Here is a 19,454-nt window from a genome sequence, read left to right on the forward strand (position 1 = left end):
ATATCTATCTATAATTGGGTGGCTTTATATGATTTTAACATACATATATGTGAGTTCTGCTTAATTTAAACGAACTCCGACGAAACAATATAAAATATGGAAATACCAAAATTTCATGAGACTTTCATCCCGATTTTGAAAGTGTTAGAAAATGGAGAAACTCTTCAAGCAAGAGAATTATATCAAAAAGTAATTGATAAATTCTACACTGATCTTTCAAAAGAGCAATTGGAAGAAAAAACAAAAAGTGGAGACCTTTTAATAATTAACCGAATTGCTTGGGGGAAATCTTACTTGAAAAAGGGTGGATATATTGAATTTCCAAAGAGGGGATTTGTAAAAATAACAGATAAAGGGAAAACTCATGCTAAATCAGACTTGACTTTAAAACAAGTTGAAAATTCTGATAATTACCTTGAATTCTATAATCAAGAAAACTCTAAAAAAGAATCGACTCCTTCAAATATTGAGAACGCCTCACCCCAAGACCTGATTGACGAAGGTTTTGACCAAATTGACATTCAGGTAAAAGATGAATTATTAGAAAAACTAAAGGACATTGATCCATTCTATTTTGAGAAAGTAATTCTTATTCTTCTCAAAAAAATGGGGTACGGTGATTTTGTTGAAACAGCAAAAACAGGAGATGGTGGAATTGATGGGATAATCAATGAGGATAAACTTGGACTGGACAAAATTTACATTCAAGCCAAACGATATGGAGAAAATAAAGTCAGAGAGAAGGATATTCGGAATTTTATTGGTGCAATGAGTGGAGACACCCAAAAAGGTGTTTTCGTCACGACATCATCGTTTGATACAGGTGCAACGAAAAAAGCTCATGATGCTCATCACACAATAATTCTGATTGATGGTTTGAAATTAGTAGACCTTATGCATCAATATAATGTAGGTATTCAAGTAAAAGCAGTATACGAAGTTAAAGAATTGGACAATGATTTCTTCGAAGACAATAATTAATTTGGAACTTTATGGCAAATCGTTGGGGAATACCAAAGCATATTGAAGAATTTGTAAAAAAACGAGATACTAAATGTGTTTATTGCAGAATAGTATTCACGACTGAAAATAACTCACGGAAAAACAAACCATCTTGGGAGCATATTGTAAATGATATTAGACTTAATGGGACTGATAATATAGCTCTTTGTTGTATGTCGTGTAACGCAAGTAAAGGATCAAAATTAATTGAGGATTGGCTTGAAAGTGACTACTGCAAGAAAAAAGAAATAACGGTTGATTCTATTGATGAAGTTGTAAAAAAAGCATTGAAGAATCCACCAAAATTGAATAATAAATAAGCACAACACGCGTCCCTGATGGCTCGAACATACACACAAACGTTAGCGCAGTCCCGACATTTCGGGAGCATTCTGTGTCCGCAACGATAAGCAACTTTGTAGCATCCGAAATGTTTGGAAATACTGCAAAGTACAACGATAAAAAAATATAGTTTTTAAATAAACACCGTAAAAAAACAAATCTAATTTTTCCCGCTACCGTTACAACTTCTACAAGAATTACTTAAACTCATTGTACCTATTCCTCTGCAATAAATACAGGTTCCTTTTCCGCTGTAGCGACCATAATCGTTAACCTTTACCCAAGTTTCAGATTTACCATTCCCTTTACACATAGAACAAGTTATTACAACAGCTCCACTCCCATGACAAGTGCCACATTGTCCTGATGATCGTGTTGTTGTAGTAGTGGCTATTTGTGGTTTATTAGCTTGCTCTAATGATTTGATATAGGCTTTCATTTGACCAAGATAATCAACATACTCAAAGGTGTTTTTGTCAAAATGATATATCCCTACTTCTGACTGACCATTTTTTAGAGTATAAGTAGCAGCGGCGGCGGAATATTTTTGAAAATTATCACTTTTCACTGTGCTTCCATCTGCAAAATAAAATTTTCCTGTGCCTTTCATACCTTCACTATTGCAATTACCTTCATAATACCCCAACCCTGGAAGAGTAATTTTACCAAAACTAGGATAATGATCTTTGAAATCACCTTCAAACGTACCATAATTTTCATAAAAATAATAGCCCTTTGCTCGATTTCCCATATTCATTTCACCAACAAAACAAGGTGAACCATCAGCATACACTTCATGACATTTCCCATGAAATTCATAATCTACAAGAGGACCTTTTAAATATTTAATAACTTCTAATTGTCCATTATAAAAAACCGAATGAGCTTCACTAACAGAATTTTTATTATTAAAAGTAGCTTTAGTAAACAGAAAAAGAGGTTTATTCTCATTTGTAGATGAATAAAACAATTCGCCTGTACCATTTAAACAATCACCATTCACACAATAATAATATGCACCTGCATAAGTTGCTTTGGTATTTAGTAATTTGTTTTCGTAATAAAAATAATAGAGATCACTTTCTTCAGGAAATTTATTGCTAATACATCCTGTAACTTGTCCATTTTTAAAACATAATGTATTTATTCCATTTGAGTTTTTGGAAATTGACCAAATACCATCAGGAACTCCATTATTATATTTTCCATATAGTAAAATCCCGTTAGGATAATTAAAATAGGCGTGAGAATTTAGCTTTTTTTCTTTATTCAAGTAATAACTAAATTTGTATCCTTTGGCATTGGTATAAATATTACGCATGTAATAATTATCTATCATAAAACTAGCCCCATCAGTCATTTTATAATCTCTAGTTGTTAAAGAATAAATTGGGGCCTCTTTCTTTTCGGTAGTAATAGTTACTAAAGTAGCATCTTTAAATCTATATACTCCCTGAGTATAAGGCTCAGAATAAACACTACCAAAACTTCCTTTATAAGAATCGCCATTAGCAAACACCAAATTACCTTCATTAAGTATATAATCTTTATAATTTTTATACAAGGTCCCTTCAAACACCGTTCCGTCATTATAGATCACTTTGATAGGCTTATTTTCTTTTAATGCTCCTTCTATTTTTGAAATATTGGCAGCTTGTTTAGAAACATTATAGGTGTCTAATTTTTTCATTTCCGGAACAACAAAGGGTTTGAAATCATACAAAAAAGATAACAGATTTCCTTCGGGGGCAATGGAATTTTGACTGTAACTCACAGGAGAAAAAAAATATATAGTCCAATAATCAATAAGTATTTTATATTCATGACAAAAAATATTTACATAATTAAAAGTATAAATTTAATATTTCTTTTTTTAGTTATTTAATTTTCAGATAAAAACAACCAAATTTTCGATTTAGCTAGCCCCACGCTGCCGCACGAATCCTTTCGTGTGGCTCTAATAAAAAAAGAATACATCTGATTTATTATTAAATCCGTACCCTAAAAGAACTGCTACTTTATAGAATTACTTAGTGAGATTGCTTCACTGCGCTCGCAATGACGAACAAACACTATCTTTCAAAAAATAAAAATACCACAAAATTCCCCTATCATTCTTGCTGAAAAGGTAGTACCTTTGGCACTTTGCAACTCAGAAACTCAAAAGAATGACTTTCATAAAAACAACCGAGCAATCCTCAAAATACGAGCATTTAGAGAAAATGTCCGTTACGGAATTATTAAGCAATATCAATAACGAAGACAAAACTGTTCCGCTAGCTGTGGAAAAAGCCTTGCCGCAAATTGAAACTTTGGTCAGCCAAATCGTTGCCAAAATGAAACAAGGCGGTCGTTTGTTTTACATTGGCGCAGGAACTTCGGGACGTTTGGGTGTGGTAGATGCTTCAGAGTGTCCTCCTACTTTTGGAGTGCCTTTTGATTTGGTGGTGGGAATTATTGCCGGTGGTGACAAAGCCATTCGTAAAGCGGTAGAAAACGCCGAGGACAATGCTACCCAAGCCTGGATTGATTTGCAGGAATTCAACATCAACGAAAACGATGTGGTGATAGGAATTGCAGCTTCGGGAACAACGCCTTATGTCATTGGTGGTTTGGAAGCCTGTAACCAAAATAATATTATCACAGGAAGTATTTCCTGCAATGCTGGTAGCCCGCTTTCGCAAACAGCGCAATTCCCTATCGAAGTTATCGTAGGACCAGAATTCGTAACTGGAAGTTCGAGAATGAAAGCCGGTACCGCTCAAAAGTTGGTTTTGAATATGATTTCAACGGCAACAATGATTCAGTTAGGAAAAGTAAAAGGCAACAAAATGGTCGATATGCAATTAAGCAACGCCAAACTCGTTGACCGCGGCACTAAAATGATTATGGGCGAAATTCCTGTAAGCTACGAAGAAGCCGCTCAGTTATTGAAAGAACACGGTAGCGTGCGTAAGGCAGTGGATTATTATAATAGTAATAAGTTATGAGTTAGGTGTTATGCGTTATGCGTGACTTCTAACTTCTAACTTCTAACTTCTAACTTAAAATGTCAACAAATAAAGAATTATTATCCAAAGGAGTAAAATACTTAACAGGCGCTTTGCCGCTAATGTTCATTGGACCATCATTGATTTATAATGCCTTTATGAACCAAAAAAACGTTTGGCATTATCTGGTTTTAGGAATTGGAATTGTGGCATGTTTGGCTTCGATGTATTTGATTTTTATAGGATTGAAATATATAATGAAAGCCTTATTTAACGATTAATGGAAGAACTCATTCACATTCAGAAAACCTTTGATAAGGTCATTTTCATCAATAAAAAAGTCAGTCATCGTGAATTTGAAGACTGTGTTTTTAAAAACTGTGATTTCTCCAACAGTGATTTTTCAAACAATACTTTCATGGATTGCGAATTCATCGATTGCAATCTTTCGATGACCAACTTAAAAGGAACGAGCTTAAAAACCGTACATTTTTCTAATTGTAAACTGCTGGGAATTCAATTTAACAGCTGTACCGATTTTATGTTTGCGGTTCATTTCACCGATTGCATTTTGGATTATGCTTCTTTTTCGAATAAAAAAATGCCTAAAACCAAATTCAATTCCTGTTCGATGAAAGAAGTGAGTTTCATTGGCACGAATCTTTCCAATTCGGTTTTTGACAATTGCAATCTGGAAAATGCGGTATTTAATGATACCCAATTAAAAGAAGTAAATTTCTTAACCGCTTACAATTACAAAATAGACCCTGAATTCAACCCGATGCGAAAAGCTAAATTTTCAATGCAGGGAATCCCAGGACTTTTAGACAAATACGATATTAAAATTCAATAAATACACACTTCCTACCCCATCTGAGAGAGGAGGATCTAACCCAATAAAGAGAATGAAAAAAATAATACTACTTCCTCTACTTCTACTTTTAGTATCTTGTTATCAGGCAGAACACAATTGTGCAGCTTTTAAAACAGGAAAATTCCGTTTTGAATACGAAGTAAACGGAGAAAAAAAAGTAACCGTTTTTGAGCGTAATGACAGCATAGAAATTGAAACTTTTGAAGGAAAAACAGATACCGCTTCTATCCGCTGGATTAGCGATTGCGAGTATGTTTTGAAAAAAAACATCCTAAAAATATGGCAGAAGAAAAAGCCATTGGCATGAAAATTTTGACGACTTCCGGAAATACCTATACCTTTGAATTCGGAATCATAGGCTCCGATCAAAAACAACGAGGAACCGTTACAAAAATTGGAGAATTATAATTCCTTAAACTCACAACACATAACTCATAACCCCTAACCTATACAAAATGGAAGTATTTTTAAATCCAGATGCATGGATTGCTCTTATCACATTAACCTTTCTAGAAATCGTACTCGGAATTGATAATATCATTTTCATCTCAATTGCTACAGGAAAATTACCGGAAGAAAGCCGTAAAAAAGCGACTAAAATTGGTATGTTCCTAGCTATGTTCATGCGTATTTTTCTGTTATTAGGAATTTCCTATTTAATTGCAATGAAAGAACCTTGGTTTAGCATTGATTTTAGCTGGATGACAGCACAGGTTTCGGGTCAAAGCATCATTTTATTATTAGGAGGCTTATTCCTTATTTATAAAAGTACGAACGAAATCAGAGAAAAGGTAGACCATAAAGGGGAAGAAGAGCAAGAAATTAAAAAGGCAGCAGCAAAAACATTCAGCAGTGTAATTGTCCAAATCATATTGATTGATATTGTTTTCTCTTTTGATAGTATCTTAACTGCGGTAGGAATGACTAATGGCGTAGCAGGTGCCTTGTACATCATGATTACAGCGGTGATTATTTCGGTATTAATTATGATGCAATTTGCTGTACCTGTTGGAAGTTTTGTTAATAGACATCCTTCAATTCAAATTTTAGGATTGGCTTTTTTAATTCTAATTGGTTTAATGTTAGTTACCGAAAGTGCACATTTGTCCAATGCCTTAATTTTTGGTAGTCATGTAACACCTATTCCAAAAGGCTATTTGTATTTTGCAATTTCATTTTCACTTATGGTAGAAGCTCTCAATATGAAAGCAACCAAAAAAAGTAATACCCATCAACTACGAATTTGAAGCTCCATTTTGGAGCTTCTTTCGTTTTAAAAGATAAAAATTAATACATTAGTATTTGATACCAAGAAATGCATTTCGTATTTCTTTAGCCAAACAAACCCAAAAAATTAGCCATAAAAATATTTTTTAATGAAAAATACCATTTCACAAAGAGTAGCCGACTTTTTAAAAAACTTTCCCCCTTTTAATTTTTTAGACAAGCATGATATTCAGCTATTATCTGAAAAAGTGTCTATCATTTACAAAGAAAAAGGAGCTGTCATATTTGAAGAAAATGAAGAAACGCATGATTCTTTTTATGTAGTACATAAAGGGGCTATTGAATTACGTAAAAAAGGCAAAAATGATATTCTAGACATGTGTGACGAAGGCGATATTTTTGGTCTACGCCCTTTGATTGCGCATGAAAATTACAAAATGGAAGCAATTGCACACGAAGAATGTATCTTATATGCTATTCCTATTGACATTTTTAAACCCTATGCTATTAAAAATTCAAATGTTGGTTCATTTATTATTGACAGTTTTGCTTCCAACACACAAAATCCCTATTCTAAAAGTCATAGTAAAAAACTATACGGTGACTTTCTAGAGGATGAAACTGCTAGTGGTGACATTATTGATAAGGATAATAAAATATTAGACCTTCAACCTATTAAATATTCAAAAAAAATTGTCACTTGTTCCCGAGCAGCAACTGCTAAAGAAATTGCTCTAACGATGACTAAAAAGAATATTGGGGCAATGCTTGTGGTGGAAGACATGCTCCCTGTAGGAATTATTACCGACAAAGATTTACGAAATAAAATTGTTACGGGAGACTATTCCATCAATACTACCGCCGATGTAATTATGAATTCGCCTGTAATTACGTATTCAAAAAAAATGACCATTACTCAAGCACAAATGGCCATGATGAAAAGTAATATCAGTCATCTTTGTTTGACAAAAGACGGAACTACTAATACGAAAGTGGTAGGTATTTTATCCAAACATGATGTCATGGTAGCCTTAGGAAACAATCCAGCGGTTTTAATTAAAGCATTAAAAAGGGTTAAAAAAGCGAAAGCAATCAAGCCTATTCGTGCTAAAATCATGCAATTACTACAAGGCTATTTAGATCAAAATATTCCTATTACACTTACGTCTAAAATTATCACTGAATTAAACGATGCCTGTATCAAACGCGTAATCGAATTGTCTTTAGACAAAATGAAAACGCCTCCTCCTGCTCGTTTTTCGTGGTTAGCGTTAGGAAGTCAAGGACGTAGCGAACAATTATTACACACCGATCAAGATAATGCCTTGATATACGAAGATGTTCCTGAAGTAATTCGAGAAAAAACACGCAAGTATTTCTTGGACTTAGCGGCCGAGGTCAACAAAGGACTTTTCGAAATTGGTTATGATTATTGTCCTGCCGAAATGATGGCTTCTAACCCAAAATGGTGCTTGAGTTTAAACCAATGGAAAGAATTAGTACACGATTGGATTAGCAATCCTGGAAAAGATGAAGTATTACTGTCGTTCATCTTTTTTGATTATAGCTTATCTTATGGCGATAGAGAACTGGCAAATGAACTCGCAGATTATATTTTTGGTGATATTGAAGCGAATCCTATTTTCTATGTTCACTTGGTTAGTGGCGCACTACAAAGCCCTTCGCCTACGGGATTTTTAGACAATTTTTGGTTGAGCAAGATGGCGCACACAAAGATTTCTTTGACATAAAACGCCGTGCATTAATGCCACTAGCCGATGCTGCAAGGGTTTTAATATTATCCCATCGAATAAAAGGAATAAGTAATACTCCTGAACGTTTTGAAAAACTAGCTGAATTGGAACCACAAAACAAAGAATTGTATTTGTCTTGCGCCTACTCCTACAAAGCCTTACTTAAATTCCGAACTAAACAAGGTTTATTGCACCATGATTCTGGACAATTTATCGAATTAGAAGCGCTAACCAAATTAGAAAAAGTAAAACTAAAAGCCACTTTTAAGACAATTAAAGAATTACAGGAGGTTATATCGATACGTTTTAATCCTGGAAAAATCACAATATAATGACACTCAAAGAAAAAATCATAGAAATACTTGAAATATTAGGTATTTTGAAAAAACTCATAGACGAATCCTTAAATCGGCCTATAGAATCCGAGCGATTTGTGGTTTTAGATACTGAAACTACTGGCTTTGATTATGAAAACGATCGTATTCTTTGCATTGGTGCAATAACATTAGAAAATGGCGTTATCAATTTGCAAAATGTTTTTGAACACTATATGGATCAAGAACATTTTGACAAAACGAGTGTACAAATACATGGTATCATCCGTAGTGATGTATTAGACCATAAAACTGAAATTCAGGTTTTGAAGTTATTTTTGGATTATGTAGGTGATTCTATTATTATCGCTCATCATGCCTTATTTGACATTACGATGATCAATAATGCTTTGAAAAGAAATGGAATGGATACACTTAAAAACAAAACCTTGGATACCGCTTCTTTGTACAAAAGAACGCTAATAAAATCCAACTTGATTCAACACAAGGATCATTATACCCTTGATGATTTGGCTGATAAGTTTGATATTTCAAAAAAAGACCGACATACCGCTGTGGGGGATGCCTACATTACCGCAATTGCTTTTCTAAAAATCATTAAAAAATTGAAAGAAAATAAAGAGATGAAATTGTACCAACTCTTTCGGTAAATACCTAAAAAAAAACTTCCGCCGTAGCGGAAGTTTTTTTATTCTAATACTAAACCTATCTGACCGTCTTCGTCCAATTGTACTTGAGTATCATCGGCATTTAATTCGCCTTTAACCTCTAATTCCTCGGCTATGATTTCTTCAGGAGCTTCATAAGGTAATGGCTCTAACGCATTGACCTGTTTTAACTTATCGGTTGTTAATTGATTTCCTAGGGCTTTAAATCCTTTTATCGCTATGAAATTTTCAACATCAACTGTGATACTTTCTTTTTGTACCCCTTTTACTTTAGAGAAAACCAACTCTACCATTGGTCTATAATCTGTAGAAACTAATTCTAATTGAGAGTTAGGATGTTCTGTAATAAATATATCCTCTTTGCCTTCATTTTCCACCAAAAAACGTTTCAAATAATAGCGTTCTTTTTCCCCATCATAATAAATGGCCGAAATAGGTTTTTTAGGAATCCATTTTTCCAACACAATCATATCTTCCTCAAAGTGCGTTGATAATTCCGGAATAATCACCTTCAACTTTCCTGATTGCTGAATGATTAGGATTTTATCACTAGGCCTAAATTCACCCAATAATTCACCTCTACCATCTACATTCAATCGCTGAACGGTATCATCATACCAAATCTTTCTCGGCAACAAAGTTGAGATTCCTTTTTCTTTAATTTCGATTTTCTTAATTGGATATTTGGTTACCAAATTCCCTTTAGAAGCACGTCCTTTAATAGCTAATTTGGCAAAATCCAAATCGAATTTCAATTTCTTAATATTGCTTATTTGGCGTAAAAGAATCGAAATCACTTCAGCCTCCCCATTTGGATTGCAAGTAAAATACAAGACTTGAGAACCTTTAGTTCCATTGGTCAAATCATACAATTTATCTCTGGTTACCCCAGAAACATTAAATCGCTTAATATAAGAAGGACCTGATTTACCATCTCGATATACCATATTGTAAATGGTGCGTTTATCACTCTTGTCAAAAACGGCCACGTGAATAATGTCTTTCCCTACGAAAGTTTTGGCATCTACTTTAGTTACCATCATACTTCCGTCTCGAAGGAAAACAATCACATCATCAATATCCGAACAATCGGTAACGTATTCGTCTTTTTTCAAACTGGTACCTACGAAACCTTCCGCTCTGTCTACAAACAATTTTGTATTACGCAACACTACTTTCGTGGCTTCGATATCATCAAAAATACGCAGCTCCGTTTGACGCTCTCTTCCTTTACCATATTTCTCTTTTAGTTTGGTAAAATAAGCAATAGCAAAATCAATAATGTGTTCCAAATTGTATTCTACCTCCTTCATTTCCTCTTCTAATTTGGCTATGAAATCATCGGCCTTATCAGAATCGAAACGCGTAATACGAATCATCGGAATTTGAGTCAATCGCTGTAAATCCTCATCATTTATTTCTCTAACAAATGATTTTTTGAAAGGCTCAAAACGATCGTACATGTATTTGAATAAAGATTCTTTATCAGAGTACAATTTGAAATCAATATACATTTCTTCACGAATGAAGATTTTTTCCAAGGTCGAAAAATGCCATTTGTTTTTTAATTCTTCCAATTGAATTTCCAACTCCTGACGCAATAAATCCACTGTTCTATTCGTAGAAATTTTCAACATCTGTGAAACCCCTATAAACAAAGGCTTGTTATCTTCAATAACGCAACCTAATGGCGCCACTGATGTTTCGCAGGCAGTAAAGGCAAACAAGGCATCAATCGTTTTATCAGGAGAAACTCCCGGATATAAATGAATCAATATCTCAACCTCAGCTGCAGTATTGTCTTCAATTTTCTTGATTTTAATTTTCCCCTTTTCATTAGCTTTCAAAATACTATCAATCAAACTTGATGTATTCGTCGAAAACGGAATTTGGGTAATAACTAAAGTATTTTTGTCCAGCTGGGCAATTTTGGCACGCACACGCACACGTCCGCCGCGCATACCGTCATTGTAGTTCGACACATCGGCAATACCCGCTGTCATAAAATCAGGATACAGCGTAAATGGCTTTCCTTTTAAAATTTTTATAGAAGCATCAATCAGCTCATTGAAGTTATGAGGTAATACTTTCGTCGAAAGTCCTACTGCAATTCCCTCTGCTCCCTGAGCTAATAATAATGGAAATTTTACCGGAAGATTGATTGGTTCGGCTTTTCTACCATCATAGGAAACGCCCCATTCGGTAATCTTAGGCGAATACAAAACTTCCAGAGCAAACTTAGACAAACGGGCTTCAATATAACGCGAAGCCGCTGCGCCGTCACCAGTTAAAATATTACCCCAGTTTCCTTGACAATCTATCAATAAATCTTTTTGACCAATTTGTACCATGGCATCCGCAATACTCGCATCTCCGTGTGGGTGATACTGCATGGTGTGCCCTACAACATTGGCCACTTTGTTATAACGACCATCATCCAACTCTTTCAAAGAGTGCATAATACGACGCTGTACTGGTTTGAATCCGTCCTCGATAGCCGGAACGGCACGCTCCAAAATTACATAAGAAGCATAATCCAAAAACCAGTCTTTGTACATACCAGTAACCTTGGTAATGGTATCACTACCATCTCCTTCGTCCTGATTCTCGTAAAAATGACTTCCTTCAAAAGAAGAAGCGGCTACTTCAATAGGTTCCTCTGACTCATCGCCATCTTGATTCTCCTCAATTGCATCCTGTTCTTCGTTATTTTCTTCGTTGTCCGGAATAATGTTATCGTCTTCTTCGTCTTTCATTTATGCTGAATTTATTTCAGTTTTTCTATTATAAAAATTTGTCCAACTCTTGGTTTTGCTCAATTAAAATCTGGCTTTTAAAAACTAAGCCTCTTCCATTGTATCCACTTCCACCTTCAAATTCTTGATAATAAACTCTTGTCGGTCTGGGGTATTTTTACCCATATAAAAAGACAACAATTGTTCTACCGAAGTATTTTTATCCATCATAATAGGATCTAATCGAATGTCATCGCCAATGAAATGCTGGAACTCATTTGGAGAAATCTCTCCCAAACCTTTGAATCGGGTGATTTCCGGCTTTGGTTTTAATTTTTCGATTGCGGCTACCCTTTCTTCTTCAGAATAGCAATAAATCGTTTCTTTTTTATTTCGAACCCTGAATAAAGGCGTTTGCAAAATATACAAATGCCCTTCTTTGATTAACTCTGGAAAAAATTGCAGAAAGAACGTAATCAACAATAAGCGAATGTGCATACCATCGACATCAGCATCGGTAGCGATTACGATGTTGTTGTAACGCAGATTTTCCATATCGTCCTCGATATCCAAAGCCGCTTGTAACAAGTTGAATTCCTCATTCTCGTACACAATTTTTTTACTCATTCCGTAGGAGTTCAAAGGCTTACCTCGCAAACTAAATACGGCTTGTGTATTCACATCACGCGACTTGGTTATCGAACCCGAAGCCGAATCCCCCTCGGTAATAAATAGCGTACTTTCTAAATATCTTGGATTTTTAATATCCGGCAAATGCACACGACAATCACGTAATTTCTTGTTGTGCAAACTCGCTTTTTTAGCTCTGTCTTTGGCTAATTTTCGAATACCCGAAAGCTCCTTACGCTCTCTTTCGGCTTGTAAAATTTTGCGTAACAACAAATCGGCCGTTTCTGGATTTTTGTGCAAATAATTGTCAAGATTATTTTTAACAAAATCATTTACAAAAGTTCTTACCGATGGCATTCCCGGTTCCGAACCTACTTCTGTTGAACCTAATTTGGTTTTGGTTTGCGATTCGAATACAGGCTCCATCACCTTAATACTCACCGCTCCCACAATGGATTTACGAATATCCGAAGGTTCAAAACCTTTGTTGTAAAACTCTCTTACGGTTTTTACAATGGCTTCTCTGAAGGCAACTAAGTGCGTACCTCCCTGAGTGGTATTCTGACCGTTTACAAAAGAATGGTATTCCTCGCTGTATTGCGACTTACTATGTGTCATAGAGATTTCGATATCATCTCCTTTTAAGTGAATGATGTCGTAAACCTTATCTTCTTCGGCAATATTTTCGTTTAATAAATCTTTTAATCCATAATCTGAAAAGAATTTCTCACCATTATAAATGATGGTCAATCCAGTATTCAGGTAACAATAATTTTTAAGCATTTTAACTACATACTCATTTCTGAATTTGTAGTTTTTAAAAATAGCTTCGTCTGGCGTAAAGGTTACTTTGGTTCCTTTTCGCTTTGTTGTTTCTATGATATCTTCTTCCAGAACCAAATTTCCGGCAGAGAATTCGGCTGCTTTTTGTTTGTCTTCACGAACCGATTCTACCCTAAAGAAGGTCGATAAAGCATTCACCGCCTTCGTACCTACCCCATTCAAACCAACGGATTTCTTGAAGGCTAAAGAATCATACTTTCCTCCCGTATTCATTTTAGAAACCACATCGACCACTTTACCTAACGGAATTCCACGGCCGTAATCGCGAACGGCTACTGTTTTGTCCCTGATAGTCACCTCGATCGTTTTACCGGAGCCCATGACAAACTCATCGATACAGTTATCGAGTACTTCTTTCAATAAAATATAGATACCATCATCAGGTGAAGAACCATCACCCAATTTCCCGATATACATACCGGGACGCATACGAATATGCTCTTTCCAGTCGAGTGACCGAATATTATCTTCGGTATATTTACTTTGATCTGACATTAAATTTTGTGGATTTTTTGCTAATATAGCATATCTCACCCTATTTTAAAAGGGCTTCCGACCAAAGTTATCAAAAATGATATTGACAGTGGGAAAAAGAGAAAGCGAAAAACAGATTTTAGAATTAAGAAAAGTCCAATACCAAGACAGAAAAATTTAATTTTATCGTTAAAACGAAATAATCGATTACTTTTCCTGAATTTCACCAATCGTTTTCTTCAATTCACCATCCAATTCGGCATTAGAAATCTTTCCTTTTTCGACATCAAAATTATCATTGAAACTCGGTAAAGAAAAAGTAGCTTTTATATCCGCACCATAACGTGGAAAAGCATTTTTAGCAATTTCTAAAACGGTAGCACCGCCTCGGCCTCCGGGAGAAGTAGCCATTAACAACATTGGTTTTCCCTGAAAAACTTTTGGAACAATTCGGGAACACCAATCGTAAATATTTTTGAAAGCCGCTGAATAGTTTCCATTATTTTCAGCCAAAGAAACCACTAAAAAATCTGCAGATTTAATTTTTGATAAAAAAGCGTTCGCTAACTCATGCTGTCCAATTTCGGCTTCGATATCAACAGTAAAAAGTGGCATCTGATAATCATTTAAATCTAAAATTTCCACTTCTGCATTTTGAAACAATCCAGCCGCATAAGTGGCTAATTTTTTATTGATAGAGTTTTTACTGGGGCTTCCGCCAAAAGCGATTATTTTCATGCTTTCCTTATTTTATAAAATTAATTATTTCTCACTTTTTTATACATCAACTCTTCACCCAATCTTTTTAAATTTAAAATTCGTTTCAATTCATTTCTAGAAGGTTTGAGAATGAAAGAAGAGGAATCAATCATTATTGATTTTACTTTTGTCAGCGAATCCATTAGTTTCAAATCTTCTTCGGAATAAATGTATTTTATTTTAAGGATATTTTTCTCTAAACGAATTGATTTTATGGTCCAATAAATAGAATCCTTGAAATTAAGTACTAATTATCCGTCAAATCGTTTGGCTTTTTGATTATTCGAAAAAACAAAAAAAGTATCTATTTGTTTGTTTAAAAATTCAACTGAATCCCTAAGCAACCTATTAATCAAACACTTCATTGTTAAATTTAGAAATATATTTATTCCCTACTTTATCAAAATTTATCTTTATAGAATCAAAATCCTTTTTGTGAAATCGAAATTTATTATAATACTCCTTTAAAATAATATTTTCCTGAACATTAACATAAATAGAATCAGAATTCATAAACAATCCTTGAAATTTATTTGGAATTTTTAACAATTCAGAATCATTTACAGGCTGAGTCTTTTCGAAATAAAAATTAAATCCAAAAGGCTCATTTTCAACTTTTTTACAAGAAATCAAAATGAGTAATCCTAAAACCAATAAACATCTTTTCACTTTGTAAGTATTAAAAAATTTAAAATGAAATTACATATAAATCTTAAATTAATAAATAAAAAAACCGCTGAATTGCTTCAACGGTTTTATTTATTTTCTTTTTTCTGTCTCTTTATTCTAAAAAACTATACATTAAACCTGAAGTGCATTACATCACCATCTTTTACAATGTATTCTTTTCCTTCCACGCGCAATTTCCCAGCTTCCTTCACTTTATATTCAGAACCATAGCTCGAAAAATCTTCATACGCAATTACTTCTGCACGGATAAATCCTTTTTCAAAATCAGAGTGAATTACCCCTGCCGCTTTTGGCGCTGTATCACCGATATTAATTGTCCAGGCACGAACTTCTTTAACACCTGCTGTAAAATAAGTCTGTAAATTTAATAATTTATAAGCCGCACGAATCAATACTGCCGAACCTGGTTCAGTAAGACCTAAATCTTCCAAGAAAACCTGACGCTCTTCATAACTTTCTAATTCAGTAATATCTGCCTCTGCACCTACAGAAAGTACAATAACTTCTGCGTTTTCATCTTTTACCAATTCACGAACTTGATCCACATATTTGTTTCCTGTTACAGCCGAAGCTTCGTCTACATTACAAACATACAAAACTGGTTTTGTAGTAATCAATTGGAAATCTTCCATCAAAGCTTCTTCATCATTTGATTGTGGAACTACTGTTCTTGCCGATTTTGCTTGCAATAATGCATCTTTAATACGGTCTAAAAGTGCTTTTTCAGCCTGAGCTTCCTTATTACCTGTTTTTGCAGCACGATTTACTTTCTCCAAACGTTTTTCAACCGTTTCTAAATCTTTCAACTGCAATTCGATATCAATAGTTTCTTTGTCACGAATAGGATTTACATTTCCATCTACGTGAACAATATTATCGTTATCAAAACAGCGTAAAACATGAATAATCGCATTACACTCACGGATATTACCCAGAAATTGATTTCCTAAACCTTCTCCTTTACTTGCACCTTTTACTAAACCCGCAATATCCACAATATCTACTGTAGCCATTTGAACACGCTCTGGTTTAACTAATTCCTCTAAACGTGCAATTCTAGGGTCTGGAACATTTACCACACCAATATTAGGTTCGATAGTACAAAAAGGAAAGTTTGCACTCTGCGCCTTAGCATTTGACAAACAATTAAAAAGTGTTGATTTTCCAACATTAGGTAATCCTACAATTCCTGCTTTCATGTTATTTATATTTTTTACAGCACAATTAGAAAGTGCTTTTTGAAAAATTTATTTTTAAAAGTGTGCAAATATAAGATTTAATAAATGTATTAGAAGCTATTAACGAAAGATAAAAATGAAATTACTACTTTATTTTATTTAAAAAAGTGCATCCCTTTCTTAAATACATTAAATATTTTTTAGACAATTAAACATTTTCCAAAAACTAAATCATAAAAAATGTTAAAATTTTATTATATTGCAACATCAAAAAACTTAAAATTAGACTAGTATGAAAAACGTCCACCTATTAATTCTGCTTTTGAGTTTTAGCTCGATCATAGCACAAAAAAGCATTTCCGGGGTTATCAAAGACCAAACTGGCAGCAATCTGCCTGGGGTAAATATTATTGAAAAAGGAACTAATAATGGCGTTTCCACCGATTTAGATGGAAAATATGTCATCAAAGTAAAAGAGGGTGCAACTTTAGTATTTAGCTATATTGGATACAAAACCACTGAAAAACAAGCTACAAACAGCGTAATAAACGTGACCCTAAATTCTGAAGGTGGCGAAATATTAAGTGATGTGGTAATTGTAGGTTCGAGAAATACCAAAAGAACCGTAGTAAACACCGCTGTTCCTATCGACATCATCAACATGAGGGACGTAAGTACCCAGAGTGGAAAATTAGAAATCAATGAATTACTACAATATGTAGCACCTTCATTTAACGCTAATAAACAATCAGGCTCTGATGGAGCCGACCATGTAGACCCCGCTACTTTAAGAGGTCTTGGACCTGACCAAACTTTAGTGTTAATCAATGGAAAAAGAAGACATCAATCTTCCTTGATCAATTTATTTGGGACACGTGGTAGAGGTAATACTGGTACCGACTTAAATGCTATTCCTGCTGCTTCGATAAAAAGAATTGAAATTTTAAGAGACGGTGCCGCAGCACAATACGGTTCAGATGCTATTGCCGGGGTAGTAAATATTGTTCTAAACGATAATATTGATGAATTCACAGGAACAGTTTCTTACGGCGCCTACAACACTAATGCTAAAGGAGACTTCCCTACCGGAACAGCAAATACTGACGGTTACAGATTAGATCAAAACGGTTTTGGAAACACATTCGGAAAAGACCAAGCCTTTGATGGAGGTTCTGTAAAAGTATCTGCAAATTATGGCGTGGCTGTTGGCGAAAAAGGTGGTTATGCCAATTTTACAACCGAATATTTAAACAAAAACAAAACATTTCGCCCTGGTTTTGATTTCAGAAAAGGATTTGGTGAGGCTTCAATTTTAGGTTTTAACTTATTTGGAAACCTGTCAATACCCGTTTCAGATAAAACCGAAATTTATGCTTTTGGAGGACGAAATTATCGTGACACTGATGCTTATGCGTTCACTAGAAATGATGGAGAAAGAGTGGTTGAATCTATTTATCCTGGAGGTTATACACCACGAATCACTTCTAATATTCTTGACAATTCTTTTGCGGCAGGCATCAAAACAGAAACCAAAAGTGGCTGGAAAATAGACTTCAGTAATACTTTTGGAAAAAACTTATTCCACTATTACATCAAAGGAACAATAAATGCATCACTCGAAGAAGCTTCGCCAACTGAATTTGACGCTGGTGGTCATAGCCTAAGTCAAAATACTACCAATTTAGATTTTTCGAAAAACTTTGATTCGGTTTTAGATGGTTTAAACGTTGCTTTTGGTTCGGAATTCAGAACCGAAACTTTTAATATTTTTGCCGGAGAAGAAGGTTCTTATGCTACTTATGACACCAACGGCAGACCTATATCTGACCCAAGCACGCAATCAGCACCAATTGACCCTATTTCAATTAAAGCAAGACCCGGAGGCTCACAAGGATTCCCAGGATATAGTCCTGCAAATGTGGTAGACAAAAGTCGCTCTAATGTATCTTTATATACCGATCTAGAGCTTGATGTAAATAAATCCTTTTTAATTAGCGGAGCGATGCGTTTTGAAAATTATAGTGATTTTGGAAGCACATTCAACGGAAAACTAGCAACCCGTATCAAAGCTTCAGACAATTTCAACATTAGAGGCTCTATTAGTACAGGATTTAGAGCTCCATCATTAGCTCAAATTTATTATAACCTAAGATTTACCAACTTTAGTTCAAGCGGTGCTTCCGAAATATTACTTTCACCAAATAACAGCCCGGTTACTAAAGCCTTTGGTATAGAAAAACTTAATGAAGAAAAAGCCGTAAATGCTTCATTTGGTTTCACATCAACTTTTGGTGATTTTAATGCTACTGTTGATGGCTATTTTATCAATGTCAAAGACAGAATTGTTTTGACTGGATATTTTGATGCTTCTTCCTTTAATTTGGGTGTCGATGAAGCGCAATTTTTCGTTAATGGCGTTAATACCAAAACCTATGGTTTGGATGTAGTCCTTTCTTGGAAAAAGAAATTTGCAGACCAAACTTTTAGTGCCACTTTAGTTGGAAACATAAACGATATGAAAATTGGAAATGTTAAAAATGGTACTTTAGACAAAGAAATTTTCTTTGGCGAAAGAGAAAAAGCCTTCTTACTAGCTTCAGCACCTAAAAATAAATTTGGACTAAACCTTAGTTACGATGTAAATTGGTTCAACACAGGATTAGCATTTACCCGTTTTAGCGAAGTTAAGCTAATTGATTATGGTGGAGCTACTGACTATTATAGTTCAAAACTAGTAACCGATTTAACTTTAGGATTCAAATTAAACAAAAATTCTAAACTAAGCATTGGAGCTAACAACCTATTTAATGTTTACCCTGATCAACAAGATGCTGATGTAGAAGGTGGTGGTTACTGGGATGCGGTCCAAATGGGTTTTAGCGGAGCTTATTACTATGCTCGATTAGGTTTTAATTTCTAAAATATTCTAAAACAAAAAAAATCCTGAGCATAA

General features: G+C 34.5%; 14 protein-coding genes and 2 pseudogenes. 10 read left to right on the forward strand and 6 right to left on the reverse strand.

Translation table 11 applies throughout. The annotated features are described in order from the left end of the window. Window positions 1-96: 96 nt before the first annotated feature. Both P5P90_RS04370 and P5P90_RS04375 read left to right on the forward strand, forming a co-directional pair. The gene (locus P5P90_RS04370; RefSeq protein ID WP_278035991.1) at window positions 97-981 is read left to right on the forward strand and encodes a restriction endonuclease; all 885 of its coding nucleotides are present in this window, start codon (window positions 97-99) and stop codon (window positions 979-981) included. An 11-nt stretch (window positions 982-992) separates the two neighbouring features. Continuing rightward, window positions 993-1,322, forward strand: a complete 330-nt coding sequence (locus P5P90_RS04375) for an HNH endonuclease (RefSeq protein ID WP_278035992.1) — start codon at window positions 993-995, stop codon at window positions 1,320-1,322. Between the two features lie 182 nt (window positions 1,323-1,504). Here P5P90_RS04375 and P5P90_RS04380 read toward each other — a convergent pair whose 3' ends face one another. Next, on the reverse strand, window positions 1,505-3,034 hold the full coding sequence (locus P5P90_RS04380) for a molecular chaperone DnaJ (protein ID WP_278035993.1): 1,530 nt from the start codon (window positions 3,032-3,034) through the stop codon (window positions 1,505-1,507). A gap of 478 nt (window positions 3,035-3,512) precedes the next feature. Here P5P90_RS04380 and murQ point away from each other — a divergent pair, with 478 nt between their 5' ends. The 7 genes and pseudogenes from murQ (at window position 3,513) to P5P90_RS04415 (ending at window position 9,174) form a co-directional block, all read left to right on the forward strand. Further along, on the forward strand, window positions 3,513-4,334 hold the full coding sequence (gene murQ / locus P5P90_RS04385; RefSeq protein WP_278035994.1) for an N-acetylmuramic acid 6-phosphate etherase: 822 nt from the start codon (window positions 3,513-3,515) through the stop codon (window positions 4,332-4,334). Between the two features lie 59 nt (window positions 4,335-4,393). Then, a complete protein-coding gene (locus P5P90_RS04390; protein ID WP_278035995.1) occupies window positions 4,394-4,615 on the forward strand; it encodes a DUF6095 family protein in 222 nt (73 codons plus the stop codon). Continuing rightward, on the forward strand, window positions 4,615-5,187 hold the full coding sequence (locus tag P5P90_RS04395) for a pentapeptide repeat-containing protein (protein ID WP_278035996.1): 573 nt from the start codon (window positions 4,615-4,617) through the stop codon (window positions 5,185-5,187). The genes P5P90_RS04390 and P5P90_RS04395 overlap by 1 nt, the downstream gene beginning before the upstream one ends. A 52-nt stretch (window positions 5,188-5,239) precedes the next feature. Beyond that, window positions 5,240-5,616 (forward strand): annotated as a pseudogene (locus P5P90_RS04400) (DNA topoisomerase IV). 47 nt (window positions 5,617-5,663) lie between these two features. Further along, entirely contained in the window at window positions 5,664-6,455 is a 792-nt protein-coding gene (locus P5P90_RS04405) for a TerC family protein (protein WP_278035997.1), read from the forward strand. Window positions 6,456-6,584: 129 nt separating this feature from the next. Next, window positions 6,585-8,521: pseudogene (locus P5P90_RS04410) on the forward strand (DUF294 nucleotidyltransferase-like domain-containing protein). Continuing rightward, window positions 8,521-9,174, forward strand: coding sequence for a 3'-5' exonuclease (locus P5P90_RS04415; protein ID WP_278035998.1), 654 nt, complete (start codon window positions 8,521-8,523; stop codon window positions 9,172-9,174). Before P5P90_RS04410 ends, P5P90_RS04415 begins: the two are co-directional and overlap by 1 nt. 38 nt (window positions 9,175-9,212) lie before the next feature. Here P5P90_RS04415 and P5P90_RS04420 read toward each other — a convergent pair whose 3' ends face one another. The 5 genes from P5P90_RS04420 to ychF form a co-directional block, all read right to left on the reverse strand. Continuing rightward, window positions 9,213-11,948 carry a DNA gyrase/topoisomerase IV subunit A gene (locus tag P5P90_RS04420; RefSeq protein WP_278035999.1) on the reverse strand — a complete coding sequence of 912 codons (2,736 nt, stop codon included), beginning with the start codon at window positions 11,946-11,948 and terminating at the stop codon, window positions 9,213-9,215. Between the two features lie 84 nt (window positions 11,949-12,032). Continuing rightward, the gene (locus tag P5P90_RS04425; protein ID WP_278036000.1) at window positions 12,033-13,895 is read right to left on the reverse strand and encodes a DNA topoisomerase IV subunit B; all 1,863 of its coding nucleotides are present in this window, start codon (window positions 13,893-13,895) and stop codon (window positions 12,033-12,035) included. 186 nt (window positions 13,896-14,081) lie between these two features. After that, window positions 14,082-14,612 (reverse strand): NADPH-dependent FMN reductase, encoded by a 531-nt coding sequence (locus P5P90_RS04430; RefSeq protein ID WP_278036001.1) that lies wholly within the window; start codon window positions 14,610-14,612, stop codon window positions 14,082-14,084. Between the two features lie 369 nt (window positions 14,613-14,981). Further along, window positions 14,982-15,302, reverse strand: coding sequence for a hypothetical protein (locus P5P90_RS04435; RefSeq protein ID WP_278036002.1), 321 nt, complete (start codon window positions 15,300-15,302; stop codon window positions 14,982-14,984). 125 nt (window positions 15,303-15,427) lie between these two features. Next, complete coding sequence (gene ychF, locus P5P90_RS04440; protein ID WP_278036003.1) at window positions 15,428-16,522, reverse strand: redox-regulated ATPase YchF; 1,095 nt, start codon at window positions 16,520-16,522, stop codon at window positions 15,428-15,430. A 271-nt stretch (window positions 16,523-16,793) separates the two neighbouring features. Here ychF and P5P90_RS04445 point away from each other — a divergent pair, with 271 nt between their 5' ends. Continuing rightward, a complete protein-coding gene (locus P5P90_RS04445; protein WP_278036004.1) occupies window positions 16,794-19,421 on the forward strand; it encodes a TonB-dependent receptor in 2,628 nt (875 codons plus the stop codon). The last annotated feature ends 33 nt before the right edge of the window (window positions 19,422-19,454 follow it).

Source organism: Flavobacterium nitratireducens, from assembly GCF_029625335.1.
GTDB classification, from domain to species: Bacteria; Bacteroidota; Bacteroidia; order Flavobacteriales; family Flavobacteriaceae; genus Flavobacterium; species Flavobacterium nitratireducens.

Bases quoted from the DNA above. Each gene is read 5' to 3' on its own strand.
- P5P90_RS04370 (WP_278035991.1), top strand. From the start codon at position 97: ATGGAAATACCAAAATTTCATGAGACTTTCATCCCGATTTTGAAAGTG.
- P5P90_RS04375 (WP_278035992.1), top strand. From the start codon at position 993: ATGGCAAATCGTTGGGGAATACCAAAGCATATTGAAGAATTTGTAAAA.
- P5P90_RS04380 (WP_278035993.1), bottom strand. From the start codon at position 3,034: ATGAAAAAATTAGACACCTATAATGTTTCTAAACAAGCTGCCAATATT.
- murQ (WP_278035994.1), top strand. From the start codon at position 3,513: ATGACTTTCATAAAAACAACCGAGCAATCCTCAAAATACGAGCATTTA.
- P5P90_RS04390 (WP_278035995.1), top strand. From the start codon at position 4,394: ATGTCAACAAATAAAGAATTATTATCCAAAGGAGTAAAATACTTAACA.
- P5P90_RS04395 (WP_278035996.1), top strand. From the start codon at position 4,615: ATGGAAGAACTCATTCACATTCAGAAAACCTTTGATAAGGTCATTTTC.
- P5P90_RS04405 (WP_278035997.1), top strand. From the start codon at position 5,664: ATGGAAGTATTTTTAAATCCAGATGCATGGATTGCTCTTATCACATTA.
- P5P90_RS04415 (WP_278035998.1), top strand. From the start codon at position 8,521: ATGACACTCAAAGAAAAAATCATAGAAATACTTGAAATATTAGGTATT.
- P5P90_RS04420 (WP_278035999.1), bottom strand. From the start codon at position 11,948: ATGAAAGACGAAGAAGACGATAACATTATTCCGGACAACGAAGAAAAT.
- P5P90_RS04425 (WP_278036000.1), bottom strand. From the start codon at position 13,895: ATGTCAGATCAAAGTAAATATACCGAAGATAATATTCGGTCACTCGAC.
- P5P90_RS04430 (WP_278036001.1), bottom strand. From the start codon at position 14,612: ATGAAAATAATCGCTTTTGGCGGAAGCCCCAGTAAAAACTCTATCAAT.
- ychF (WP_278036003.1), bottom strand. From the start codon at position 16,522: ATGAAAGCAGGAATTGTAGGATTACCTAATGTTGGAAAATCAACACTT.
- P5P90_RS04445 (WP_278036004.1), top strand. From the start codon at position 16,794: ATGAAAAACGTCCACCTATTAATTCTGCTTTTGAGTTTTAGCTCGATC.